Source organism: Demequina sp. (genome assembly GCF_049841215.1).
Taxonomy (GTDB): domain Bacteria; phylum Actinomycetota; class Actinomycetes; order Actinomycetales; family Demequinaceae; genus Demequina.
The window spans coordinates 48,603-73,108 of the sequence record NZ_JASGEO010000011.1 but is presented as its reverse complement, the minus strand read 5'-3'; the positions used below and the strand labels follow the sequence as shown (position 1 = coordinate 73,108).

The 24,506-nt window shown below is 63.5% G+C and carries 17 protein-coding genes; 4 read left to right on the top strand and 13 right to left on the bottom strand.

Annotation, left to right across the window (positions count from 1 at the left end; translation table 11 throughout):
* The first annotated feature begins 17 nt into the window (after nucleotides 1-17).
* Together QM618_RS05165 and QM618_RS05160 are read left to right on the top strand one after the other, a co-directional pair.
* Nucleotides 18-299 carry a DUF1778 domain-containing protein gene (locus QM618_RS05165; protein ID WP_428095394.1) on the top strand — a complete coding sequence of 94 codons (282 nt, stop codon included), beginning with the start codon at nucleotides 18-20 and terminating at the stop codon, nucleotides 297-299.
* A 21-nt stretch (nucleotides 300-320) separates the two neighbouring features.
* Nucleotides 321-836: a GNAT family N-acetyltransferase gene (locus QM618_RS05160; RefSeq protein ID WP_428095393.1), complete on the top strand. Its 516-nt coding sequence runs from the start codon at nucleotides 321-323 to the stop codon at nucleotides 834-836.
* Here QM618_RS05160 and QM618_RS05155 read toward each other — a convergent pair.
* The gene (locus QM618_RS05155) at nucleotides 833-1,378 is read right to left on the bottom strand and encodes a hypothetical protein (protein WP_428095392.1); all 546 of its coding nucleotides are present in this window, start codon (nucleotides 1,376-1,378) and stop codon (nucleotides 833-835) included. The genes QM618_RS05160 and QM618_RS05155 overlap by 4 nt on opposite strands.
* Nucleotides 1,379-1,488: 110 nt before the next feature.
* Between QM618_RS05155 and QM618_RS05150 the strand changes: the two genes are divergently transcribed.
* On the top strand, nucleotides 1,489-4,260 hold the full coding sequence (locus QM618_RS05150) for a hypothetical protein (protein WP_428095391.1): 2,772 nt from the start codon (nucleotides 1,489-1,491) through the stop codon (nucleotides 4,258-4,260).
* Nucleotides 4,261-4,271: 11 nt separating this feature from the next.
* Here the strand turns inward: QM618_RS05150 and QM618_RS05145 are convergent, their stop codons facing one another.
* From QM618_RS05145 to QM618_RS05135, 3 genes are read right to left on the bottom strand one after another with little or no spacing between them, the layout of a single operon-like run.
* Nucleotides 4,272-4,787: a DUF6933 domain-containing protein gene (locus tag QM618_RS05145; protein ID WP_428095390.1), complete on the bottom strand. Its 516-nt coding sequence runs from the start codon at nucleotides 4,785-4,787 to the stop codon at nucleotides 4,272-4,274.
* Nucleotides 4,784-5,947 (bottom strand): ATP-binding protein, encoded by a 1,164-nt coding sequence (locus tag QM618_RS05140; RefSeq protein WP_428095389.1) that lies wholly within the window; start codon nucleotides 5,945-5,947, stop codon nucleotides 4,784-4,786. The genes QM618_RS05145 and QM618_RS05140 overlap by 4 nt, the downstream gene beginning before the upstream one ends.
* A 28-nt stretch (nucleotides 5,948-5,975) precedes the next feature.
* Nucleotides 5,976-7,316, bottom strand: a complete 1,341-nt coding sequence (locus QM618_RS05135; RefSeq protein ID WP_428095388.1) for a DUF2130 domain-containing protein — start codon at nucleotides 7,314-7,316, stop codon at nucleotides 5,976-5,978.
* A 111-nt stretch (nucleotides 7,317-7,427) separates the two neighbouring features.
* On the opposite strand from QM618_RS05135, the gene QM618_RS05130 reads away from it, so the two are divergent.
* Nucleotides 7,428-7,976 carry a helix-turn-helix domain-containing protein gene (locus QM618_RS05130; protein WP_428095387.1) on the top strand — a complete coding sequence of 183 codons (549 nt, stop codon included), beginning with the start codon at nucleotides 7,428-7,430 and terminating at the stop codon, nucleotides 7,974-7,976.
* 8 nt (nucleotides 7,977-7,984) lie between these two features.
* On the opposite strand, the gene QM618_RS05125 is transcribed toward QM618_RS05130, so the two are convergent.
* From QM618_RS05125 to QM618_RS05085, 9 genes are all read right to left on the bottom strand, one after another.
* Nucleotides 7,985-9,055, bottom strand: coding sequence for a UvrD-helicase domain-containing protein (locus QM618_RS05125; RefSeq protein ID WP_428095386.1), 1,071 nt, complete (start codon nucleotides 9,053-9,055; stop codon nucleotides 7,985-7,987).
* Nucleotides 9,042-10,646 carry an ATP-dependent nuclease gene (locus QM618_RS05120; RefSeq protein ID WP_428095385.1) on the bottom strand — a complete coding sequence of 535 codons (1,605 nt, stop codon included), beginning with the start codon at nucleotides 10,644-10,646 and terminating at the stop codon, nucleotides 9,042-9,044. Before QM618_RS05120 ends, QM618_RS05125 begins: the two co-directional genes overlap by 14 nt.
* Complete coding sequence (locus tag QM618_RS05115) at nucleotides 10,643-11,815, bottom strand: Shedu anti-phage system protein SduA domain-containing protein (protein WP_428095384.1); 1,173 nt, start codon at nucleotides 11,813-11,815, stop codon at nucleotides 10,643-10,645. Before QM618_RS05115 ends, QM618_RS05120 begins: the two co-directional genes overlap by 4 nt.
* Before the next feature lie 23 nt (nucleotides 11,816-11,838).
* A complete protein-coding gene (locus tag QM618_RS05110; protein ID WP_428095383.1) occupies nucleotides 11,839-14,949 on the bottom strand; it encodes a type I restriction endonuclease subunit R in 3,111 nt (1,036 codons plus the stop codon).
* The gene (locus QM618_RS05105; protein WP_428095523.1) at nucleotides 14,946-16,118 is read right to left on the bottom strand and encodes a restriction endonuclease subunit S; all 1,173 of its coding nucleotides are present in this window, start codon (nucleotides 16,116-16,118) and stop codon (nucleotides 14,946-14,948) included. Before QM618_RS05105 ends, QM618_RS05110 begins: the two co-directional genes overlap by 4 nt.
* Nucleotides 16,119-16,129: 11 nt before the next feature.
* Nucleotides 16,130-17,695, bottom strand: coding sequence for a type I restriction-modification system subunit M (locus QM618_RS05100; protein ID WP_428095382.1), 1,566 nt, complete (start codon nucleotides 17,693-17,695; stop codon nucleotides 16,130-16,132).
* 126 nt (nucleotides 17,696-17,821) lie between these two features.
* Nucleotides 17,822-19,075 carry a hypothetical protein gene (locus tag QM618_RS05095; protein ID WP_428095381.1) on the bottom strand — a complete coding sequence of 418 codons (1,254 nt, stop codon included), beginning with the start codon at nucleotides 19,073-19,075 and terminating at the stop codon, nucleotides 17,822-17,824.
* A 183-nt stretch (nucleotides 19,076-19,258) separates the two neighbouring features.
* A complete protein-coding gene (locus QM618_RS05090; RefSeq protein WP_428095380.1) occupies nucleotides 19,259-19,990 on the bottom strand; it encodes a hypothetical protein in 732 nt (243 codons plus the stop codon).
* Between the two features lie 63 nt (nucleotides 19,991-20,053).
* Complete coding sequence (locus tag QM618_RS05085) at nucleotides 20,054-24,211, bottom strand: AAA domain-containing protein (protein ID WP_428095379.1); 4,158 nt, start codon at nucleotides 24,209-24,211, stop codon at nucleotides 20,054-20,056.
* Nucleotides 24,212-24,506 lie beyond the last annotated feature (295 nt).

The following is a 24,506-nucleotide window of genomic DNA, read 5'->3' as shown; positions in this document are numbered from 1 at the left end:
CGTTTGGAGCGCCAACGATGAGCAGTGATGTCAACCGCAAAGACCAGCGCCTCGAGTTTCGCGTGTCCGACGCCGACAGGGACCTCTTCGCGCGAGCTGCCGCGGCGTCGGGCGTGTCCGTGTCCACCTTCGCCACGGACGAGCTCCGCGTCGCCGCCCAACGCGTGCTTGCCGATCGCACCGACTTCCTCCTCTCTCCCGCGGAGTGGGCGCTATGGGAGGCTCTGAACGACCGGCCCGCCCGTGACCTGCCGGGCCTGCGGACCCTCATGGAACGCCCCAGTCTCTTCGTGGACTGACGGGCCGCCAGAGCTGAGTGCATGCCCGCGTACCTGAGACCTCGAGCGCTCGAACGAAGCGACGACCTCACCCAGTTCGAGTGCCACTCCCCCGCCCACACGCTGTGGCTACGCGACCACGCGCAACAGGCGCACGCATCACGCTCGGCGCACGTGATGGTGGTGACGGAGCGCGAGTCCGCAGCCGTGGTCGCCTACTACGCGTGGTCCATGGCGAGCGTTGCCACCGGCGATCTGCCCGCGCGCGCGAGCCGCGGCGTTGGTCGCCACCGACAACCGTTCGCGCTGCTGTCGCGACTGGGGGTTCACGGCAAGCACGAAGGTCGGGGCCTTGGTCACGCGCTACTCGCCGATGTGGTCTCCCGAACGGCGGAACTCGGAAAGGAAATTGGTTGCCGCGGCCTCTTAGTCCACGCCGAGAGCGACGAGGCGCGCGCGTTCTACCTCCACGCGCTACCGGAGTTCGAGCACAGCCCCACCGACCCGCTGCACCTGGCCCTTCTCATCACGGACATCCAGGCCACGCTGCGCGCCTAACCCCTATCTGCCTCCAGCAGCCGACGCTCCTGCCGCCGGTATTCGGCGATCCGCAGCTCTCCCCGCGCCACGGCCGCGCGGTAGTTCTGCAACTCTGCCTCGAGGTCGGGGTCGCTGAGCACCGGGAAGAAGCTCTTGTGGAATAGGTACACCTCGGCGAGGTCGTCCCACCCTGGCACGTGGGTCTCACCCATCACCTCGCCCGTTGCGCGGAAGCCCGCGGGCGACGGCGTGAGCCCCGCGCCAAGGTCTGCCTCGACGCCCGTGGCACGCATATCGTCGGCGATCACCGCGGACCGACGCCAGCCCATGCCCGCAGTGTCGTAAGGGTACTTGGCGCCGTGGTGACTCTTGGCCGTGAGAAACGGCAGCAGGTCCACAAACTGGTCCTCGAAGTCCGGCCGGGCCTTGGCGGCACGGCGAGACTGCAGGTTGACCCAGCCCTGCTCCGGCGTGACCCGTCCTGAGGCCACCTGAGAGACCACGTCACGCAGAGCGTCGTCGGGTATTTCCTCACCCACACTGACGTGTTCGCGTGCCATAGAGCCCACGCTAGTCCCGCGCGCGTGTGCAAACGCTCACATTCGTCTCTGCGGCACCGTTATCCCTGCTAGGGTCCCGATCGTCACCTGACCGTACTGAGGGAGTTCGTGTGACCCTTCGCGCCTTCGCGACCACTGCCGTCCTCGCCGCCCTGCTCGCGGCGCCTCTCACCGCCCAAGCCGCGCCAACGTCGGGCCCCCTGCGTGCCGTGCAGGGCTCGTTTGCGGCGGCCACGCCGCAGAGCCTCGACTCCTACGGCGACGTGCGCCCTGTTGACATCGTGGTGAACGTCTCCAACCTGCGCGACTACGAGCAGCCAACGAACGCCCAGATCGAGGACGTCATCGAGACCGCGAGCGCCTACTGGGCGACCAACACCTACGGCGCGATCGGCGGCTTCTCTGTGCGCTCGATTACCCGCTACTCGTCGGCGTTGACGTGCGACGCCTCGGACAGCGCGTGGGCCGCAGACGCAGCTACCCACTCCGGCCAGGGCCTCGCGGCATCCGACTACATCGGTCCACCTGCGGTGGGCACGCCCGCGCACTTGCTGGTTCTGGGCTCATGCCAATACAGCCTCAATCCGGCCACGGCGACCATGGGTGACGGTCTGGGCTCCGGCGGGTGGACCGTGTTTGTCGACGATGCCTTCTCGTCGCCGGCGGGATTCTTTGGGTTCGACGACAGCCTCATCCACGAGCTGGGGCACAACCTGGGCCTCGAGCACGCGGGCGCGGTGAGCGACTGGGACTGCGACTACCTCGACGAGCCCATGTTCACGGCCGTGGAGAAGTGCGGGTTCTCGGAGTACGGCGACTACATGTCGCCCATGGGTGCGGGGAGCGTCGAGGATAACGGCGAGTTCAACGAGACGCCTCTGCTCGACGCGTACCGCCGCGATCTCCTTGGCGTGATGCCAGCAGGCACCGTTGCCACGAAGACAGGCACGGGAGCCACCACCTACACCTTGGGCACCCTGGGAGTGGGCACGGGGACTCAGGCCATCCACGTGACCGGCCCCACGAGCGGCCAGGAGTACTACCTCGAGTACCGAGCGGGGGTTGGTGAGGAGACCGTCTACCAGTTCGCGTACCCCGACTCCGCCATTGTGCGCGTCACCGAGGTGCACGACGACGGAACGAGCGAGTGGGCGCCCGTGCGTCTCAACGGCGTGGATACCAGGCTCGATTACGGCCTCAAAGCCAAGGGCGCCTGGAGCAACGCCGCGGGCGACGTGCACGTGACGGTGACCTCCGCCGGTTCCACGTCCGCGAGCGTGACCGTCACCACCGGTCCGGTCTCACGCGTTGCTATCACAGGTGTTGCGCTCACTGGCGTGCCCGCCGTCGGCTCCCCTGTGAGCGCCGTGGTCACCGGGCTTGCGCCCTCGAACGCGACCCTCACGTATCAGTGGTTCAGAGGGCTCGAGCTCATCGAGGGCGCCACCTCCGCCTCATACACGCCTACGGCCGAGGACGTTGGCACGTCACTGCGCGTGCAGGTGATCGCGCGGGCGTCCGGGTACTACCCCACCGCCGCCGTCTCGCCCACGGTGGACGGATACGTACGCACCTCGCTGCCCGCGATCGTCGGCACGGCCAAGCCAGACCGCACGCTCACCGCCGTCCCCGGCGCCGGCGTACCCGCGGGCGCCACGGTGACGTACCAGTGGCTTCGCGACGGCGTTGAGATTCCCGACGCCACGGAGCGCACCTACGTGGTCGCTACGGCCGACGGCGGGGCCAAGTTGAGTGTTCGCGTCACCGCTACCTGGAGCGGGGGTTCGCTCACGCAGGTTTCCCCAGAGACCATCGAGGTTGCCACGCACGCGTTCTTGCTGGTTGGCGAAATTGGCGTGGACGGCGAGGCGGTGGTGGGACAGACCATTACGCTGACGCTGCCCGAGGAGTTGGTGCTCCCCGCGCCTACCACCATCGCGGTGACGTGGTACTGCAGCGGCACGCAAGTGGGCACGGGGCTGACGTACACGGTGCGGGTTGAGGACTCTGGGTGCGCGCTCGAGGGCGTGGTGCGCGCCACCCGCACGGCGTACGAGCCTTACGAGATCTACGCCGTCTCAGCGGCCGTGACCGGCGGGCAGATCAACTGGCGCGCACCGAGCATCCCCACCGCCATCAAGGTGGGGACCACCGTCACGGCGGATCCCGGCGGATGGTGGAACGGCCTCTGGCTGACGTACCAGTGGTATCGCAACAGTTCACCCATCCCCGGCGCCACCGCGCAGACCTACAAGACCACCGCGAGTGACGCCGGCGCCACATTGAGCGTCCGGGTGCGCGGGGCCGACGAAAACGTTGGCGACAAGACGGTCTTCTCCAACGCGGTCACCGTGGGCTACGCGACGCTGACGAGCGCAACGCCGACGATCTCAGGCTCTGCGAAGGTGGGATCCACGGTGACGGCAATTGTTGGGACGTGGACGTCTGGGACGTCGTTCACGTATCGCTGGTACGCCAACGGCGTCGCTATCTCCGGCGCCACGGGCAAGAGCTACAAGGTGCCCTCGACTTTGGTGGGCAAGAAGCTGTCCGTGAAGGTCACTGGCAAGAAGACGGGCTACACCACCAAGACGGTGAGCTCCGCGAGCATCGCGGTGCCTCGCGTGGGCAAGCCGTACCTCTCCGGCACGGCGAAGGTGGGCCGCACGCTCTACGCAAAGACCGGCACGTGGACGTCCGGCACCACGTTCACGTACCAGTGGTACGTCAACGGCGTGGCGGTCTCAGGGGCGACAAAGAGCAAGATCGTGCTCAAGAGTTCGTGGGCCGGAAAGACCGTGAAAGCCAAGGTGACGGGCAAGAAGAGCGGCTACACCACCGTGAGTGTGTATACGGCGTCGTCGGCGAAGGTGAAGAGGTAGGCCGGGGGTACCTAGCGGCCACGCTCCCAGTTTTTGAAGGCATCCGCCAAGAGGTCGGCACCGCGCACGTACCCTCCGCCGGGGACGCTCGTGAGGTCGTCCGTCATCCAGTGCGCGATGCTCTCCCACTGGTCCTCGCCCTCGAGCGCGAACTGCTCCGTGTACAACACCCGCCGGTTGAGGATGCCCACCATCCTGCGGTCCGCGGTCTTGAGGATGACGCTGTCATTTCCCAGCGTCGGGACGTGTTCCTCGGCGAACCCGGCGGGCGCCCCCCGTTGTGCGAGGTGCTCACCGATCGCGTACAGCAGCGTCTGGGTGATCGCGGCGGCTGGCGCGAGCGAGACGATGACAGTGGCCAGCGTGTTCGGGTTCACGGCGATGACGCGGGGCCGCCTACGGCGTATGAGCGTGGCGTACCACGTGTCGAGAAGCGCCGGTTCGGTGACACGGCCCTGCTCGGTGAAGCCGCCAATCTTCTTCGCCAAGGGCGCCGTGGCGTGGAGGTGGAGCGTGAGGTCGTTCACGAGAGCAGCGCCTCCGGCGAGGTGGCGGCCAGGAACTGCGCAGCGCCGATCGCCTCAATGCGCTCGGCGAGCGGATACCGCTGGTCTCCGGCGTGGACCACGAGGATGCGCTCAAGTTCCAGGTCGCCAAGCGCATGGCGCATGCTCGGGGTCACGGAAGGCGCGTCCGTGCGCTTGACCTCGATGCCCCAGCGTCGTCCGTCTACTTCAATCACGATGTCGATCTCTGCGCCAGCCTGCGTGCGCCAAAAGTAAACCGGCACACCCCAGCCCGCGACGTGTTCCACGATGAGACCCTCCCAGCTCGCGCCGACAATGGGATTACTCAGCAGATCGGTGGTCGACGAGATTCCCAAGAGCGCGTGCAGCAGGCCGGTCTCGCGCAGATACACCTTGGGCGAACGCACCTGGCGCTTGCCGATGTTCGCGAGGTACGGCTGAAGCTGGCGCACCACCAGGGCGTCGGTGAGCGCGTCGAGGTAGCGCCGCGCGGTGGGCTCGGAAGCGCCGAGAGACCTGGCCATCTCCGCGCCGTTCCACGGGCTCGAGTGGCGGTGCGCAAGCATCGTCCAGAACCGGCGCATGGTTGTGGCAGGGACCCGGACGCCGAGCTGCGCCAGGTCGCGCTCGAGGAACGTGGAAACGTAGTCACCCAGCCAGGCGAAACCGGCCTCGTCGTCGGCCGCCGCGAACGCTGGCGGCAACCCACCGCGGAGCCACAGCGTGTCCAGCGACCCGGCCCCAGCGTCGGGCACGCCTAGGGGGCCCAACTCCACCAAGGCGACCCTGCCAGCGAGTGACTCAGCGCCCAGGCCCACAAGGTCTGGCGACGCACTGCCCAGCAAGAGGAAGCGGCCGGGGCGGCGGTCCGCGTCGATGAGCACGCGGAGCGCCGGGAAGAGGCTGGGGAGGCGTTGGGCCTCGTCGATGACGACGGTGCCGTCGAGGCGCTCGAGCGCGAGGATGGGGTCGGCGAGGCGAGCGAGGTCGCGAGGGTCCTCGAGATCAAAATAGTGGGCTTCGTCCGGCGCGAGGTGGCGCCGAGCAAGTGTGGTCTTGCCTACTTGGCGGAGGCCGGTGAGGAGTGTGGCTGGGGCGCGGTGCAGGGCGGTGTCGAGGCGCGCTTGTGCGACGCTGCGCTCGATCCAGGGCGTGTTCACCTTGCTAATCTAACATGTTGCGTTCGATTTACAAGGTGTCCGAGACGCCTCCCCGCACCTCATCAAACTTTGCCGCCATCGTCGGATTCCCCCGAGTCAGCTTCTTCACCGTCACGTCCTGGGCCTTGTCGTTCGCGAGCCGCAGGTTCCGCTCCGACCCCAACAACGCGTCCTTCGTCTTCTGCAGGTGGTCAATGGACTTGTCGATCTCGTCGATCGCCGTTTGGAAACGTCGCGACGCCAGGTCGTAGTTCTTCCCAAACGCAGTCTTGAACGCGTCGAGCTGGCTCTCGAAGTTCTCCACGTCGATCCGCTGCGCCTTCTCCAGCGCAAGCTCCTGCTTGTACTGCAGTGACCCGAGCGCCGCGTTCCGCAGCAGCGTGATGATCGGTATGAAGAACTGCGGCCGCACCACATACATCTTGGGGAAGCGGTGCGAGACGTCCACGATCCCGCCGTTGTACAGCTCACTCTCGGGCTCGAGCAGCGACACGAGCACGGCGTACTCGCACCCCTTCTCCACGCGGTCCCTATCGAGCTCGCGCAGGAAGTCCTCGTTCTTGTGCTTGGTGGCGGTGGTGTCGGACTCGTTCTTCATCTCGAACATGATCGAGACCACCTCGGGCCCCGACGCGTCCGTCTCGCGGAAGATGTAGTCGCCCTTGCTTCCCGAGCGCGCGTCGTTGTCCTTCTCGAAGTACGCGCGCGGGAACGCGGTGGCTCGGATGCGGTTGAACTCGATCTCGCAGTGCTGCTCGAGGGTCTCCCCCACCATCTTCGTGGAGAGCTTCGCCTTCATGTCCCGCAGCCGCTCGATCGCGTCGTCCCGGTCCTTGATCTGCACCTCGCGCGACTTGAGCTCGGATTCGTACTTGTCCTTGAGCGCCGTCTCGCCGAGCTGCTTCGTGAGCGCCGCCTGCTCCAGCTCCGACTTCAGGCGTTGAATCTCCTGGTCCTTGCCCACCCCCGAGCGCTCCAGCTCGGCGGTGAACTTCGCCTGCGCGAGCTCGCTCGCGGTCTTGGCGCCGTCCTTCTCCTGCTTCAACTGGCTCGCGAGCGCGTCGCGTTCCTTCTCCAACCTGGCCACAGCGTCGGCCACCGCGAGTTGCTGCTCAGTTTTCGTGGCGTCCAGTTTGGCTTTGAGGTCCTGGATCTGCGCGTCCTTTCCGGCCGACGCGCGCTCCAGTTCCGCTGCCGTCTGCGTCTTCGCGAGTTCCACGGCATTGCGCTTGTCCTGCTCGGCGAGGTGCAGGCGCTCGGTGAGCGCGGCGTCGAACTCCTTGGTGCGCACCTGCGCGACGATGTCAGCATAGCCGGCCTCGTCGATCGTGAAGGCCTTGTGGCAGTGCGGGCAGATGATCTCGTGCATGAGCGGCTCCTTTGGTGGGGAGTCTATTTGGGGGGACGACGGTGGGCATCGGGACGCCCCGGGACGGAGTTCGACGCTGTGAGCATCTAGCGAAGTCATTCGCCTCATGGGGTGCTCAGGATTCCGCCGATCGGGCTGTCGGGCCTTGTAGTCCGCTCAAGCACGCGCTCCGCTACGGAAACCGGCTCGCACCGAAAGTGTCAGGGGTTTGAAGCCCGAGTGGCGGACCTCTCTGAGTGGGAGTCGGGAAAATGCTCACCCCTGTTCGAGCCGGGACGGTGGGCTCCCGACCCCGCGACACTCGCGCGACCACGAAGCCGGTCTCAGGTGCAGCGCCACTTGAGTCCGGAGGAGCAGGTCGAGGTCGTCACGATGTATCAGGCGGGGAAGACGATCAACGCAGTTGCCCGGGCATTCAAGCTGCACCGCACCACGGTGACCGCGATCCTCAGCCGCCACGGCGTCAAGGTACGGCGGAGATCTATGAACCCCCAGGAGATCGATCGCGCTTGCGAACTCTACGAGTCAGGTTCGCCGCTTGCAGCGGTAAGCGCCCAACTCGGGTTCGACGCGAAGACAATCGCAGACCGGCTTCGTGAACGTTGCGTCAGAATCCGCAGCCCCCGCGAGCGGTCACGCGGCACTGCCTCGCGACGGTGAGCCCAGCCTCACGCCCAATAGGGCAAACCTGAACTGCTCGCTCGTGTTCGCGTCACTAGTCCGACGCTGTGCCGCGCGCGCGTCACCGCAACATAGAACTTGGATCGTGCACCTTGAGCGAGTTCAGTTCCGGATTCGATATATGACGACATCGGATTGGTCGGGAAGATGAGCACTCTGTTGAAGGACTTCCCCTTGACCTCCCCGAAGTTCCTGGCCGACGGCAGGGCGAGTGAATTCCGCCGGTCCCAGCGCAACTCCTGTGGACCGAGTTCCTCTCGATACCGCTCGAGATCATCTACATGCACGAGGTGGACACCCATGTGGTCCACAACTTCTGTGTTCTTGCCGACCGTTTCTGGCAAGTCCGGATAGAGGGCGTCGGCGTAGTCACATATGGGCTGGTTGCAGCGATAACTATCGGTCAGATTGGAGACCGCGACCAGACCAGCGGCCTCCTGTTGCTCGATCCACTCGACAATCTGTGCACGACGAAGACCCTTATTCTTAGGTGAGTAGTTGGTGACGTACACCGACTGCCTCGGGTCTCCGACGCCTATCACGCGCGCACCGCAGTCGAGTAGGCGACGCACAAGCTCGAGATCGTAGCCAGCGAAGTCTTGTATCTCGTCCAGGAGTATGAGGCTGAAACAGCGTGCGAGGCGAGCGACGACACGCCCACCCGACAGGTCGTCAAGTTTGCAGGCAAGGTTCGATACGCGGTCCCTGTACACGTTGCCCGCAGAGTCCACGAAATACTGGTCGAAGTTGGCTTCCCTTGCGTAGCGGGGTGGCTGCGAGTCGAAGTTGACTGAACGGATACTCAGGATGTCTGTCTTGTACGCCTGGTAAGGCTTGATGCCTTCACGAAGGAGGAACTCAAACCACGTCATGGCTACGACTTGGTGAGGTGCGGAGGCGGATCCACTCCAGAGCCTGCTGCCAATCTCCGCGAGATTCTCCCGCGTGTAGGTGGTGATCAACACCCGGGCGCTGGGGTCGTTCAGAGCCTCGTTCACGAGTCGAGTCGTCTTGCCGGATCCGGCGGCAGCGATCACAACCTCGTTACGCGAGGGCATCGATAGCGTCCTCGATGTATCGCGGCCAAGTCACAGGTTCGTCCGTGTCGTGGAACCGAAGCGCGCAGTCCGTCTTGTTGTCCTGCATGTACGCGATGAGGGCTTCCTCGGAGTCAAAGGATCTGCCGAGGATGAGATTTGTGCCGTCTAGCCCGTTCGCGTCGACCATTTGAGGCTCAAGTGTGGGCCGCGCATTGTTGTCGCTTCTCGAGATTGTCACGAAGTCGTGCACCGCGTAGTCGGCAAAGCGGTCATCGACCTTCTTCGCGTAGTCCCCATCGTTGTCAGCGAGGACGACAACTTCGCGTTCCAGGGGAATCGCAAGATCGAGGAACCGCTTTGCAGACAGGCCACGAACACTGATCACGTCGATGCCGTCTTCGATCGGGCGCCGCTTCAACTTGTCCCAGTACGCGCGCTGAAAGATGAGTTCGTCGCTTGGACCCTCGACAAGCACGACCTTCCTTGCGAGCACCAAGCGGAGGGTGTCGTAACCCGCAATCTTCCTGAAGTACTCCTGGGTAGCCGGCGAAAGGCCTGTCAGCTTGTTGGTGCCGTTCGCACCCAAGAGCTTCAGTTGCGCCAGACCAAGCTTGTTCACGACGAACGAGCTGTGGGTGGCGATGATCACTTGACTGTCACCACTCTGAGTATCGATCCTCTCAACCAATATGTTGAGATTTGAAAACGACAGGTGGTTCTCGGGCTCCTCGATCAGAATGACGTGGGATTCTTGAGCCTTGCGCGCGAGCGCCGTCAGTATCTTCAACTTGTTCTGCTCGCCGCTGCCCGAGAAGTGAAACGGCAAGCGGTCGAGGTGCGGAGACAAGGCCGACTCCCACCCGCTCGCACCCGAGGTGTCGATCTCGAGCGTGAAGTTCTTGTCGGTGATGCCTTCGCTTCCTTCTGCGAGCGAGTCATTGATTGCGGCGATGGCCTCATTCGCGCCGAAGCTCTCCTGATGGAGTCGGAAACTCCGAGCTAGCTGGGCCCGGTCCTTCGTGTCGAGAGTCTCTCCAATGATCTTCTGGAGGTGGTAGTCGGCTCCGGTGTGAAGCCGAATGCGCGAGGCGTCGATGAGTGACGCTCTGACACGGAGCGCCCGAACATTGACGGGCTGTCCCGAGAAGTCTGTCCAATCGACGCGGTAGTACTCCGTGGGCACGGAGGTCACCTTGTCGGGCTCGGAAAGGAAGCTCTTGTATTCCGCTTCGAAATCGGGATCCAGCGCAGCCCGCAGGCGATAGCCGGGGACGTCCTCTCTCAGCGAGTTGTTCTCCCCCTTGAGGCGAGCGAGCGCCGAATCGTCTGCGAGATACACCTCGACAAGCAGTTCTGGCGGCTGCGGATTGTTACCCGCACGGACATCCTGCACATAGGCGTCCGAGACTGCCCCCGTGATGAAGTGGTGCGAGAGTTCCTGCTCGAAGAACTTTCCATTCCAGCGTTTGGTCAGACCAAGGTTGATTGCCTCAAGCACCGTCGACTTACCGGCCTCGTTGTCTCCGACCAGAATGTTGAGGCCCTGATCAAACTCAATTGTGGCTTGCTCAAACCGGCGAAAGTTCATGAGTACGAGCTTCTCGATCATGGATTTCCATCCTCGTCACGGTCGTAGATCGGGCTTGTGGCAACCTGCCGACCGTCAGCGGCAAGCCGCTTGGCCTGGCGCAGCACCCAGTCCCAACTATGGATCTGAATGTTCTGTTGCTCCGCCACTCGGCTACGGGCCGCTTGCCGGTCGGGGCTCGGATCATCGCGTCCAATGATCACGAGGCCCGGGACTGAGTTGGTGATGCCATGGAGGTGGAGTGTCATGTGTGCATAGGCGACGTTGCTGGTAAGCCAGTCGCGCCAGTCCTGAATCTGAGTGACGGCGTGTTGCACCTCGGACCGAAGCTCACCGCTTCGTGTGAGGAGCGCATGCCGCGGTGCCTCGAGCTCGACCGCGACCCACTGAGGGCCCAAGGAGTTGGCGCCCATGACGAGGAAGTCCGTGACGTGTTCTGCGCCGAGCCGCTGCTGCGGCAGCACATAGGTGCCCCAGTTGCCGATTACCAGGGAACAGAGCAGCTGAGGATGGCGCTCCACAAGCTTCTGGAACGGACCTTCATTCGATTCCCCAGAATCCAGGAGGTCTTCGAGTTCTCGGATCGCATCGACGGTGGGGACGTACGTATCAACGCGGAACTCATCTAGATGTGCGAAAGCGGGAGAGCTCGGTGAGTAGTTGGTTTTTGCGTTTCGGATTGCAGCATCGACTGCTGAAGCCTTTTCGCGGTACTCGTCTGATTCGCCCTCACGGGCGATCAGTCGTAGGTGGTTGGGCCAAGCGCGCTGTCCCCGCCCGCCCTTCATGAACACACGACCGCTGTCATCGATGCTTGAAATGACCGACTTCTCGGTCGGCCGGTCGGCCCGAACAACCACGTCACCTGGAACTGGTTGCAGAGCGCGCAGCCCCCGCGCGGTAACAAGCATGTATCGGGCTGTGAACCATGCGGACAACTCCAGGCGAGAACCTGTCCGGAGCACGGCACGCTCAGTCAGCCCAAGGTCATCTTCCAGGGCGGTAAGCGTCTCAGGAATCTCCGCCGCGCGTCCGATTGGCTCCATCAGGACATCAGCCAGACGTTCACGGAGTAGCACCGCCACAACGGGCGCGGGCGCATTCTCCGGGATGTCTAGGCCGACGGCAGTCGCAAGTTGCTGCTGCTCTTCCGTGGGTGAGGCGACTAACGATTCAAGCCGATCTGCCACCTCTTCCCATCGCGCTGACCCATTCACTGTCGCGTCCCTTCGCCTAGGCCCAAGAATCGTTCGAAGTACGTCCCGAGCTTCTCGATGACACGCTGCTTCTTCTCGCCGTGGCCGCCGTCAGCGCTGAAGCGTGAGGCGGGCGGGAGGACCTTGGTGATCGCGGTGCCGCTGGTGCGGATCGCCCCGTCGCGGAAGGCGGTGTCGATGAACTCGCGGGTGCGGTCGGCGCGGAGGTTCTCGTCGGCGATGATGGCCTCGAGCTCGGCTTCACGTCGCGCGGCGATGAAGGTCTGCCACTCGTCGTCGAGCGATCCGTCGACGGTGACGCGCTCGACGAAGTCCTCGATCAGGTCGCGCTTGTTGCGCAGTGACGGGCTGGCGTCGACCGCACGCGAGATCTCCGCGCGCAGCTCCTTGTCATCACCGTCACCGTGGGTCGCGCGGTACTTCTCAACGAGCATGAGGATGTAGTCGACGTTGATCTCGACCTGCTTGATCAGCTCGATCTCGAAGACGATGTCGTCGTTGATCGCTTCCTTGTCGGCCTTGTCCTTGTCGCGGAACTCGGCGTAGAGGTCGAGGTAGACGCTTCGGAAGTCCTGGGCTTGGCGGTCGGTGAGGATCTCGTTGCCGGCGAAGTCGTCGAACGAGGTCAGGATGTTCGTCAGGCGCAGGATCGCACCGAACAGGGCGATGAAGTCCTTCTGTGCGGCCTCGCCGATGATCTGCTGGCCGAGCGGGAAGCGGTCGAGGAGTTCGGTGACCTTCTCGGCATAGTCGGCGTAGTAGTCGCCGTACGGCTTGAGGAGCACGATGCCGCGCGCGTCCTTGTTGCCGAACAGCTCGAGAGCCTTGTTGGTCTCTTCTTCGAGGTCGCGGAAGGCGACGATGTTGCCGTAGGTCTTGACGGAGTTGAGGATGCGGTTGGTGCGCGAACACGCCTGGATCAGGCCGTGGGCGCGCAGATTCTTGTCGACCCACAGGGTGTTCAGCGTGGTGGCGTCGAAGCCGGTGAGGAACATGTTGACCACGATGACCATGTCGAGCTCACGGTTCTTCAGCCGCTGGGAGAGGTCCTTGTAGTAGTTGCCGAACTTGTCGGCGCTCGTGTCATAGCTCGTGCCAAACATCTCGTTGTAGTCGGCGATCGCGATCTCGAGCTGGGTGCGCGCGTCGTTGCTGAGCCGGTCGGTGTCAAACGCCTCGTCATCGAGGGTGGTGTCGTCGACTGCGTCGTTGGCTCCGTAGGAGTAGATCATGCCGATCTTGAGCCGCTGGGCCTCGGGAAGGTGCCTCTGGGCCTCGTGGAACGCGAAGTAGTAGCGGGTCGCGGCTTCGATCGAGGCGGTGGCGAAGATGGCGTTGAAGCCTCGGACACGCTTGCGTTCACGGATCGCTTCGGCCTGACGCCGGGCGCGGGTGGACTCATGCACGTTCGTCACGACTGAGTGCTCGTAGCTCGAGGACCGCTTGGTCTTCTGCTCGAAGTGGGTCAATGTGTAAGTGACGATGTCGCTGATGCGCTTGGGGTCGAGCAGGGCGCGTTCGGCATCGATGGCCGAGACCTGGGCGTCTTTGACGTTTCCGACCTTGATGGTGTTGACGTAGTCGATGCGGAACGGCAGCACGTTCTTGTCCGTGATGGCGTTCACGATCGTGTAGGTGTGGAGCTTGTCACCGAAGGCCTGCTCGGTGGTCTTCAGCTGCGGGTTGCCGCCCGAGCCAGCATTCACGGCGAAGATCGGCGTGCCGGTGAAGCCGAACAGGTTGTAGCGCTTGAACGCCTTCGTGATCGCTGAGTGCATGTCTCCGAACTGGGAGCGGTGGCACTCGTCGAAGATCAGGACGATGTGACCTGAGTAGATCTCGTGGCCCTTGTTTGCGGCGATGAAGTTCGCGAGCTTCTGGATCGTGGTGATGATGATCCGCGCGTTTGGGTCCTCGAGCTGCTTTTTCAACACCGCCGTCGAGGTGTTCGAGTTGGCCGAACCCTTCTCGAAACGGTCGTACTCGCGCATGGTCTGGTAGTCGAGGTCTTTGCGGTCCACGACGAACAGCACCTTGTTGACGCTGTCCATCTTCGACGCGAGCTGAGCGGTCTTGAACGACGTAAGGGTCTTGCCTGAGCCGGTGGTGTGCCACACGTATCCGCCGGCCGCGGTCGTGCCGAGGGGCTTGTCGTTGCCGCGCGTGATCGAGATGTCGATGCGCTGCAAGATCCGCTCGGTCGCGACGATCTGATACGGCCGCATCACCAGCAGTAGCCGGTCGGCTGTGAGAACGCAGTAGCGCGTGAGGATGTTCAGCAGGGTGTGCTTGGCGAAGAACGTCTTCGCGAACGAGGTCAGATCGGTGATCGGCTTGTTCTGAGCGTCTGCCCACCACGACGTGAACTCGAAGCTGTTGCTGGTCTTGCGACCCTTTCCCGGCTTGGCCGCCTCTTTCAGGTGCGCGCTGCGAGTGGTGTTGGAGTAGTACTTCGTCAACGTGCCGTTGGAGATCACGAACAGCTGGACGTACTCGAAAAGACCCGAGCCAGCCCAGAAGCTGTCGCGCTGGTAGCGGTTGATCTGGTTGAACGCCTCACGGATGTCGACGCCGCGGCGCTTGAGCTCGATGTGGACCATCGGCAGTCCGTTGACTAGGACCGTCACGTCGTAGCGGTTGGCGTAGTTCGCGCCGCCCTCGCCCCGGTCGATCTCGTACTGGTTGATCACCTGGAGGCGGTTGTTGTGGATGTTCTTCTTGTCCAGCAAAGTGATGTTCTTCGTCGAACCATCGTCACGCTTGAGGACCTGGACGTGGTCCTCCTGGATGCGGACCGTCTTCTCGACGATGCCGTCGTTCTTGGCGGCCACGCTCGTGGTGAAGAACCGTTCCCACTCGAGATCGGTGAACGTGATGCCGTTAAGCACCTCGAGCTGGACGCGCAAGTTGGCGACGAGTTGCTCCTCCGACGTGACCGGGAGGTACTCGTAAGCCTGGGACTCGAGGAGACGGATCAGTTCCTGCTCGAGAGCAGACTCCGACTGATATGCAGCCTGAGACGCTGCATCCGGAACGTACTCGGCAACGACTGTGCTCTCGGCCGAGACCGCGATCGGATCGTACTTGTGCGGAAGGGCCTCGCTCATGCCGCGGCCTCCTCGAAGGTCAACAGCCTGTCGCGATAGTGCTCGTATTGCCTACGACGGGCGGCGATCTCAGCCGGAAGGCCAATAGTCATGCCGTTCACCAAGGAGTCGAACTTCTCAAGCAGAGCAACGATCTCGCGTTGCTCAGGCAGCGGGGGGAGCGGGATCTCGAACGCCTTAATGAGCGCCGAGTTGAGGTCTGCACGAGCGCCGCGTCCGAGAGCCTTCAGCTTCTCGTAGTTCGCCGCAACCCAGTAGAAGACGTACCTGTAGTCGGCCTGCTCGGGGTCGATCTCGAGGTTGCAGCAGTGCTGGTTTGTCGTGAGCGGAATCTTGTTGACCGCCGATCGACCTGCGGTCGCACCGGAAATTGCGATGATCACGCAGTTCTCCGGAATCCACTTCGCAGAAGTCTCGTCGAGTGCCGCCTGCGTGATCTTGACTTCGGTCTCCCAGACTTCACCGAAACGCACCTCACTGGTACGGAGCCACGGGATGATCCCGTTCTCGTAGTACTTGGCACTCCCCGCACGTGGGGTACCGCCTGACGAAGTGCGGGTTGAGATCGCACCAAGCGTCGACCAGCGCGCGTCAGTGCCGGGTTGAAGCGCTTCCTGGCGGTAGTGGTCGTACTGGCGCGTGCGAGCCTTCAGCTCCGCCTTCAGCTCCGCCTCCAGCTGAGTGAACTGATCCAAGATTCGCACGATCTCGCGCTGCACTTCGAGAGGCGGCACGGGGATGCGCAGCCCATCGGTGTCTCGCACGCTCAACTGCGGGAGTTTCACTGACGTAGCACGTGCAAGCTCTTGAAGCGCACCTACGCGGGTGAGCAAGTAGTAGTACACGAACTTCTGATCGATATCGGCATGGTCGAGGGTGTAGGACCAGAGTTCGGACTTGTGGGTGAACGGGTCGGTGTAATAGGTGAATCCGATATGCCCACGTGATTTCACGATGATGCTTGGAACGCGGACGACGTCCTTCGCGGGGACAGCGTCTTCCGCAACGTCCGCGATCGTTTGGCCCCCGGCGAAGACGCGGATCGGACCAGGCGTCAATGCGAGAACCTTCATCTTTGAGGCCGTTATGGCGGTGCCTTTGTTCCGCCGGCCAAGCGAAGCGAGTGTCCGGTACTCAACACCGTCTGGGCAGAGCTCGTCGATGAGCACGGACAGCCGACTCACTTGGAGCTCTCCAGGTCGGCAACGATCGCGTCGATCGATGTGCGGAGCTCAGCCTGTCGGGCGACGATGCGCGCGATCTCGGCGTTGAGTTCGGCAATGTCGACGGTTTCGCGGGTGTCTTCAGCCTCCACGTATGACGAGACGGCGATGTTGTAATCGTTGGCGGCAATGTCTGCGTTGGACACGAGCTTGACGGCGTGGTCTTCATCGACGCGGTTTTCGAGTGCGAGCAGGATGTTCTGCTGGTTGTCTGGAGTGAGCTTGTTCTTGTTGCCGGTTCGCTTGAACTCATCGGACGCGTTGACGAACAGGACCGCGTTGTCGGTCTTGGATTTCTTGAGGACGATGATGCAGGTCGCGATGGTGGTGCCGAAGAACAGGTCCGGCGGCAGTTGGATCACGGCGTCGACGTAGTTGTTGTCGATCAGGTACTTGCGGATCTTGGCTTCCGCGCCGCCGCGGTAGAGCACGCCCGGGAACTCGACGATCGCTGCCGTCCCGTTTACTGCCAGCCACGAAAGGATGTGCATCGTGAAGGCGAGGTCAGCCTTCGACTTCGGTGCCAGCACACCAGCGGGAGCGAAGCGCTCGTCGTTGATCAGCAGCGGGTTCGCGTCGCCCTCCCACTTGATCGAGTAGGGCGGGTTAGACACGATCGCCTCGAACGGTTCGTCGTCCCAGTGCTGTGGATCCAGCAAGGTGTCGCCGTGCGCGATGTTGAACTTCTCGTAGTTCACGTCGTGCAGGAACATGTTGATGCGCGCGAGGTTGTAAGTGGTCAGGTTGATCTCCTGGCCGAAGAATCCGCCGACGTTCTCCTTGCCGAGTACCTTGGCGAACTTCAGCAGTAGCGAGCCTGATCCTGCGGCTGGGTCGTAGACCTTGTTGACGCGCTTCTTGCCCGCGACGCTGATGCGGGCGAGGACCTCCGAGACCTCCTGCGGTGTGTAGTACTCACCACCGGATTTGCCGGCCTGTGAGGCGTACATCTGCATGAGGTACTCGTAGGCATCGCCGAAGAGATCGATGGAGTGGTCATCAAAGTTCCCCAGCGGCAGGTCGCCGATCGCGTCGAGGAGCTTCACGAGTTTCTCGTTGCGCTTGGCGACGGTGTTGCCGAGCTTGGAACTGTTCACGTCGAGGTCGTCGAAGAGGCCCTTGAGGTCGCCTTCGCTATCAGTGCCGAGCGCCGATCCTTCGATGTCCTTGAACACCCTTTCCAGGGTCTCATTGAGGTTCGGGTCGTTCGCTGCGTCGCGTCGCACGTTCTGAAACAGGTCTGAAGGAAGGATGTAAAAGCCCTTCTCCGCAACCGTCTCTTTGCGACCGAACTCAGCCGCAGCGTCGGGCAACTGCGCGTAGTCGAAGTTGGGATCGCCCGCCTCGTGCTCGCCATTGTTGATGTAGGCGGTGAGGTTCTCGGAGATGAACCGGTAGAAGAGCATGCCAAGCACGTAAGCCTTGAAGTCCCAACCGTCCACGCTGCCGCGGAGGTCGTTCGCGATGCGCCAGATCGTCTTGTGGAGTTCCGCGCGCTGGGCTTCGCTTGTGGTGGGTGTCATTGTCACGTTCCTCGATGAAAGTAGTGGACGTCGCCCTCTGGCGATCACGTTAGCGGTGTTGGCGTTCTCACGGACGTCGGCGCGACGATCGTTTGGTAGTCGCGGCCGAACCGAGGGCGAGTCTGTTCACGCCACCGTTCGAATGTCGTCGAGCAGCGGCCACGTCTGCCACTCGCGCTCGGAGATGAGGCCCGCCGCGCGTAAGCGCAGAGACAACCGACGCGCCTCACGGACCTGCCCACTCAGCATCAATCGCGCAACGGTGTAGATGGATTCCGGAAAGTCCCGATCCAGGGTTCGGACCTGGCGCATGTATGCAGACTTCCGACCCAGCCGCTGCAGCGCAATCCAGCGGTTGACATCGGCATTGAGCCGCGCGCGCGAACTCCCGAAGGCGACCACGGGGTCCAACTCCTCAGACTGTGCCACACACTCGAATCTCTCACGCAGCAGCAACTCGTAACGCAGGTTCACCAGGCGCGCGCCGCTATTCTCAGACCCGCTACCGCTAGTCTCGCCTAGCAGCGCAAACGTCAACCTGGCCGCGACCAGAAGCAACTCGTCAGCAACCGCCCGGACGTCGCCCGCAGCGACCGATACTCCCAACTGCACGCTGTCTCCGGAGTCGGCGACGGCATCGATGGCTCCACCGCGGTGCACGATGTCGTTGCGCGCGTCAAACGCGCTGCGCAGCAAAGCTGACTGCGGAGGCAGTGGAGCCGGGAACCTCGCGAACAGCTTCTCCCAGGATGGCCAACTGCCGCGCAATGCGCGCTTGAGTGACTTCTCAATCGCCTCATCCGTCTCGGCATCCAGATCAACCCTCAGCGACGAGACAAGTGGTGACGCGAGCCGTTGGCCCGCCGTGAACGAGTCCGGGTCAGCCCACACGATCAGCCGAGACAGCGCCAGGAGCCAGCCTTCGAAGGTCGCAATCGTCGTGACGAGGATCACGTTCGTCATGCGCCGCAAGTCGGCATCGTCCAGGCACGCGCGAAGCAGGGCTCCCGCAAGAGCCTCAGGCTCGTCGTTCGCGGCGATTTCCGAGGCGAGTTCCGCCGCGCTGCTTTGCGCGCCGTCGAGCGAACCACTCGCTGCGTTCGTCGCAGCAAAGTGGGCTCTGATCAGGTCACTTCCTCGTCGCGCAAAGTCCAGCATCACCTCGGGATCGGAGCTTGGAAAGCGTTTCACCAGTTCACTGGCGATGCGCCGCAAGCGCGACTCGTCGTCCTCGGCGTGTTCGACTGCAAGCGCGAGCAGACGGAGGTCGGAGTCCTGATCGCGCATAAACCGCACAAGCAACTCGAACAGCGTCGGCGCGAGCGGAATCTCGAGCGGAGCTGACTGAGTGCCACCCTCGGACTCGTTGGTAGAGATCATGCGCCGCACCATACGCGCGGGTGGTGACACGGTGGCGTCCGGATCTGCGCGCTCGGTGAGAACTCACAGACCAACGAGAATCGCCCCCGGGCATCACCACCAACGCTCCCCCGCCGCCGGTACGTTTGCGGCAAACCGCACTAGACCGGCGAGGCCGAGCCGCAGATCCGCCCCACAGGTCAGTCACCGCCAGATTTCGACCTCGCCCGCGTCCCGCAACTGAATCTCTGCGGCTCCCTCATAAAGTTCGATGACGCCGCTGGCACATACTGTGGTACCCGCATCGATGACCGACACCAGCTCGCCGACGTCCCACAGAACGATGATGAAGCGATTCGGGTTGTCGAAGTCGTGGCCGATGTTCAGGAAGACATCGTCATTCGAACCCCGGATGCTCACGAGGGGACCGCAAACCCGCTTGTTGGTCCCGACGTAGTTGACTGCCTCGTTCCAGGCTACGCCGCCGTCGGGCCACACTTCGCCACCACTGGCAGCGTGGCGCCAGTCAACTCCCGCATCGGCATCTGCCGAGTCTTCGATGCAAAGGCCGTCCTGACTCAGCATCTCAACTGCCGTCGGATGGAAGTCATGGTCAAGCAAGAACTGACAGGCATTCGGGCCCAGCTCGCTTCTTGCCATCCCGCTCTCCGAGATGTAGCCCACCGCGATGTCGTACCCCTCACTGCAGTGGTCGGCGAGCCACTGAATCTCGGTGTTGATTCGGCCGGATGTGTCGTTCGTACGCTCGCGCTGGATCACGCTCGCCACGACGTCGTCACAACTGACTTGGGGCGGGGCGTTCGTTGCACCTTGGGTACACCCGCCAAGGGATAGCAATGCGGCAGCCACCGACGCAACAACGACGACTCGTTCAACCGCCACGACCTTGCCTCTGGCCGACTCCAGCGTGAACATGCCGGCATACTATTCGCGTCACCCGGATTCCTGGGATCCTCCGTGAGCAATGCCACAGTCCAGCTACTGGACGATGGCCGCGGGATCTTCGAGCGCCGCGGTCAGTGCGGCAACAATGCGGTTTCCCTTTCGGGCAAACCCCAGTTCCGCCATCAGTAGGTCAAATTCCGCGTCGCGACTGCGCAGCACCCGGTCTCGGCGCACGTAGCGGACCAGCGACACCAACTCGGCGTGGTCGTACTCGCCGATGGGCAAACCCGGGTACACGGATGGCTTTTCGATAGGCGCGTCAGCGACCGCGGAGTGCCACTTCGCGGGCTCCACGTCCGGCGCGTCGTCTTCGATCGCCTCGTCGGTCTCGAGTTCCCGCATCGTGCGCAGGAACTCTTGGCGCACGCGCTCTACCTCCGCATCCGCGTCGTTGAACCAGTCTGTGCTCCAGATGCGCACAAACTTCCACCCTCGAGACTCCAGAAGGGTCTGCCGCAGTCGGTCGCGCTCGCGCGCGATGTGGCCGGAGTGGTAGGACGCGCCGTCGGCTTCGATCGCGAGCACGTGGCGACCAGGCTTCTCTGGATGCCTCACTGCAAAGTCGATGCGGTATCCCGCTACCCCCACCTGGCAGTCCAGTTGGAGCCCCACCGCCTGGAGCCGATCTCGCACGTCTACCTCGAACGCGTTGAGCTCCACTTCTCGGGTGGGCAGCGTGGTGAGGTCGCGACCTCCGCTGGCCATGAACCGCACATACTGCACCATGAGCCGGAAGCCCGCAGACGGATGCGCGTCGGGAGCAATGTCATCAGCATCAAAGCTCGTGACGAGCGTCATGTGCCGGCGAGCTCTGCTGATTGCCACGTTGAGCCGCCGCTCGCCGCCCTCCTTCAGGAGCGGACCCCAGAACAGGCGCACGCGGCCATCCGCGCCCTTGCCGTAACCCATGGTGAGGATCACGCGGTCACGCTCATCGCCTTGAACACGCTCGATCGACTTGACGAAGAAGTCTTCGTGTCCATCACTGTCTAGGAAGGTGCGCAGCGTGACGTCTTGCGTCGCTGCGGCCTCAAGGGCGTCTTCGATTCGGCGCTGATGAGCAACGCCAAACGTGATCACCCCCAGAGATTGATCCGGGTACGCAACCAGGTGCTCCTTGACAAGGTCCACGACGGCGCGCACCTCGGCATCGGGACTGTTCGCGGTGCCTTTGACCCCCGGCGAATAGGGCACCACCACGTGCCGCACCACGTCGGTGGCGTCCGCCGCCGGGAACGTGGTCAAGGAGTGGTCGTAGACGCCCGCGTTGGAGACCGAGATCAGCCGCTCATCGCGCGAACGGTAATGCCACAGCAACCGCCGCGACTGCCCAGCCAAGAGGCGGTCCATCGCAAAGAGGATGCTCTCCGCGTCCCGAGTGAAGCTCTCAGCGTTGACGCGCGGTGCGGCCGCGGATGGCGCGGCGTCGAGATCCATCGACTCGTCGTCGACTTCGTCAAGCGAGACTTCGGACTCCTCGAGCACTTTCGCGAAGAACTCCGTAGGCGGCAACTGCCTGGTGTCACCCGCAACAACGGCCTGTCGCCCACGAATAAGAGACGGGATCGCATCCGCCGGGCGCACCTGGCTCGCTTCATCAAAGATGACCACGTCGAAGCACTGCTCCAGCGGGAGGAAGCGCGAGACCTGCAACGGGCTCATCGCCCACACGGGCTTAGCCGCCTGCAGCACATGCGGCGCATCAGTGAACAACCGCCTGATCGGACGGAAGTTGCGCTTTCTCGAGACTTCCGCCTTGAGCACCTGATGCTCCTCGGGATAAGTGTCAAACGCCGCCTTAAGGCGCTCCGCTTGCGCGCGCTTGATGCGCGCCACATTTGCGGCGAGGTGCTCGTGGTCGTTTGCCTGAAACTCGGCGGTGGCCGCGTTCAGCGCGGCACCAGTTGACGCGCCGATGCGGTAGTCCGCCACCTGCGCGGCATCGAGGATGGACCGCAACACCACCCACCGGAGAGTGGCGCTGGGGGCAACCGCATTCGGTGCGACGGCCCCAGGCGCATCCTCCTCGCGCCCGCTCCGCACAAGCAGGTCAACTAGCGGTTGCAGACCCGCCTGCCCCAGCCGCAAAGCCAACTCATTCGCACGCGGCATTTGCAGCCGCCGCTGATCCTGCTGGAGTTCCTTCAAGATCGGCCCGATCTCAGCGATGGGAACGGTGGCCAGTGGCCGAGCCACGTAAGGCTCCAGCTGCGTCAAGGCCTCGATCGTGTTCTGGATTGCCTCAGCGAGCCCCTGCACAGCGATCGGCGTAGGGATCGCGCCTGTGCTTGCGCCGCGAGCGCGGTGCTCGTACGCCGCCACCGCCAGTCGGCGCGGGTCGTGCAAGCCTGGCCCAGCGACGAGCGCCGCGCACTCCTTGCGGGCAGCGCGCCGCTCTCGCCACGATAGATCCGCACCCAGGCGTCGGCCAAGAGCCTTGTCAGAGGCCGCCGCGTACCGGGCCACAACAGCGTCGGAGACCTGCGGCGAGTACAGCGCGGGAGCCGCGGCGACTAGCCCCTGCAACTGCTCATTGAGCGCCACAAGACCGCGCGCCTCGTCCCACGTAGTGGGCGTCTCAAAGCACAACGCCGACGCGCACCTAGCCAGGTCTTGGGTGATGCGCGGCAACTCAACAGAGCCAACCCGCTGAACCACACCGTCGGCCCACACCAGGTGCTCAGTGGTGGCCAAAGTGTGCGGCCGCCACCCTCCCGGTCTTTGCCAGCCGGGCGAGAAGTACCCGATCCGCGCAAGCTCATCCACCGCTTGCTCGTACTCATTGAGCGATGTTGGCTCCCACTGGTCAAAGAGCGATGACGGGAGGCGTAGGTGCACCCGCGCACCCACGGGAACGGCGCTGCTCCGCACGCGGAGGTCGTGAATAGACAAGCCCCATGCATGCGTGGGCGAGTGGAGAGCATCGTGGTGCTCAACCAGACGCCGACGCGAAGCATCAAGCGCCCACTCGAGGGCTGCGACATCCGGTACTCCCACGGTCCGTTGGTGTTCCAGGACGCGCTGCAGCTGCTCCGCGATGTAGCGGCGTGAACCAGTCGACGCGAACATGTCGAGGATGAGGTGCGCCAGGCCCACGTGATCCAAGCGGTCGAGCACTGCGGAGATCGCCGCTCGTTTCTGGGCGACAAAGAGCACAGATTTGCCCGACGCTACGAGGCCAGCGATGAGGTTGGCGATCGTTTGGCTCTTGCCGGTTCCCGGAGGTCCTTGGACAACGAGGTTGCGACCCGCGAGGGTTGCATTGACCACGTAGCTTTGGCTTGCATCGGCGTCGACCACCAAGAACTCGGAGTCCACGGGCGCGTAGTCCGGCTGCCGCTCGCTCACGTCGCCCACCTGAGCCCGCACCCGCGTGGCTGCCTCGCGGTCTCCTGCGAGTGCTGCGACAAGATCCGACACCGCAATGGCGGTGATGTCGTCCACATCGCTCACCATCGGCTGCTTGAGGTAACTGAAGGCACCGAGGATCAGGTCGTCGGCGACCTCGAAGTCGCTAATGTCCGCGCAGGCGCGCTGGACGCTCCCCAACGCCTGGGAGATCTCGCCGAGAGACCCCGCCCCCAGTCCAAAATCGTCGTCCTCTGGAAGCCTCACGCGGTCAGCGTTCATGACGTGCTGGAAGACGCCGTTCAGTTGGAAGTCATCATCGAGCGTCAGCTCCCAAGCAGTCTGAGCGCCACGCCGAACCGCCACCTCAACGGGTCGCATGAACACCGGGGCTTGTGGCCGCCGGGCTCCAATGGCGCGCTTGGGCTGGTCCAGATCCTCGGACTCTGCAGCAACGATCGCATCGCTTGCAACCGGGTCCCACGACGCTAGACCCACCGCCAGATACGCCACCGACACGCCGTACTCTTCGCGAGCCTCGCGCTGCTTCTGCGCAAGCAACTTGCAAGCTCTCTGGGCCGTCTCAAGACGCGAAGGGTCCGGGAACAGCTCGGAGAGTCGCACCGTACTTCCGGTCAGAAGTTTGTCCAGCGCACCGCGTGGCACGTCCCTCAAGCTCAGCGTGGACTGAGTCGGTCGAAAGTAGAGGAGCCTGTTGTTTGCGCTGACGTCGATGAGCGATGCACGCCACTCACGGGACGCCTGGTGGTACGCGCGTTCCGCCGCCGCCGAGTCTTGGTCTTTGTCGTCGCCAGGAGTCTCGGCGTCGTGGCTCTCGCTCATGCCAATGAATTCTGGCACTTCCAAGTGCAGATCGAGCTCGCGAACGCGGTGCCGCCGCGGCGCATCACCTCCCGCAGGCGAACCAGACAGTGTGGTCGTCGGAACAAGTCCAAGGTAGCCAGGGCGCCTGCAAGGCGTCCCCACTCGGGCGATCGCACCGCCCTCGGACGTGGCCGAATCCCGTTGGACCGGCACACGGCCCCTAGCGCGACGCGCTGCGTTGTGAGGTATCGGCACTCGCCGCGATATGTGCGAGTCCTGAGAGAGCCCGGCTACTTTCGACGGCGCACCACTC

Coding starts and splice junctions, on each gene's coding strand:
- QM618_RS05165 (WP_428095394.1), top strand. CDS start 18: ATGAGCAGTGATGTCAACCGCAAAGACCAGCGCCTCGAGTTTCGCGTG.
- QM618_RS05160 (WP_428095393.1), top strand. CDS start 321: ATGCCCGCGTACCTGAGACCTCGAGCGCTCGAACGAAGCGACGACCTC.
- QM618_RS05155 (WP_428095392.1), bottom strand. CDS start 1,378: ATGGCACGCGAACACGTCAGTGTGGGTGAGGAAATACCCGACGACGCT.
- QM618_RS05135 (WP_428095388.1), bottom strand. CDS start 7,316: ATGCACGAGATCATCTGCCCGCACTGCCACAAGGCCTTCACGATCGAC.
- QM618_RS05125 (WP_428095386.1), bottom strand. CDS start 9,055: ATGCCCTCGCGTAACGAGGTTGTGATCGCTGCCGCCGGATCCGGCAAG.
- QM618_RS05120 (WP_428095385.1), bottom strand. CDS start 10,646: ATGATCGAGAAGCTCGTACTCATGAACTTTCGCCGGTTTGAGCAAGCC.
- QM618_RS05110 (WP_428095383.1), bottom strand. CDS start 14,949: ATGAGCGAGGCCCTTCCGCACAAGTACGATCCGATCGCGGTCTCGGCC.
- QM618_RS05100 (WP_428095382.1), bottom strand. CDS start 17,695: ATGACACCCACCACAAGCGAAGCCCAGCGCGCGGAACTCCACAAGACG.
- QM618_RS05095 (WP_428095381.1), bottom strand. CDS start 19,075: ATGATCTCTACCAACGAGTCCGAGGGTGGCACTCAGTCAGCTCCGCTC.
- QM618_RS05090 (WP_428095380.1), bottom strand. CDS start 19,990: ATGTTCACGCTGGAGTCGGCCAGAGGCAAGGTCGTGGCGGTTGAACGA.
- QM618_RS05085 (WP_428095379.1), bottom strand. CDS start 24,211: ATGAGCGAGAGCCACGACGCCGAGACTCCTGGCGACGACAAAGACCAA.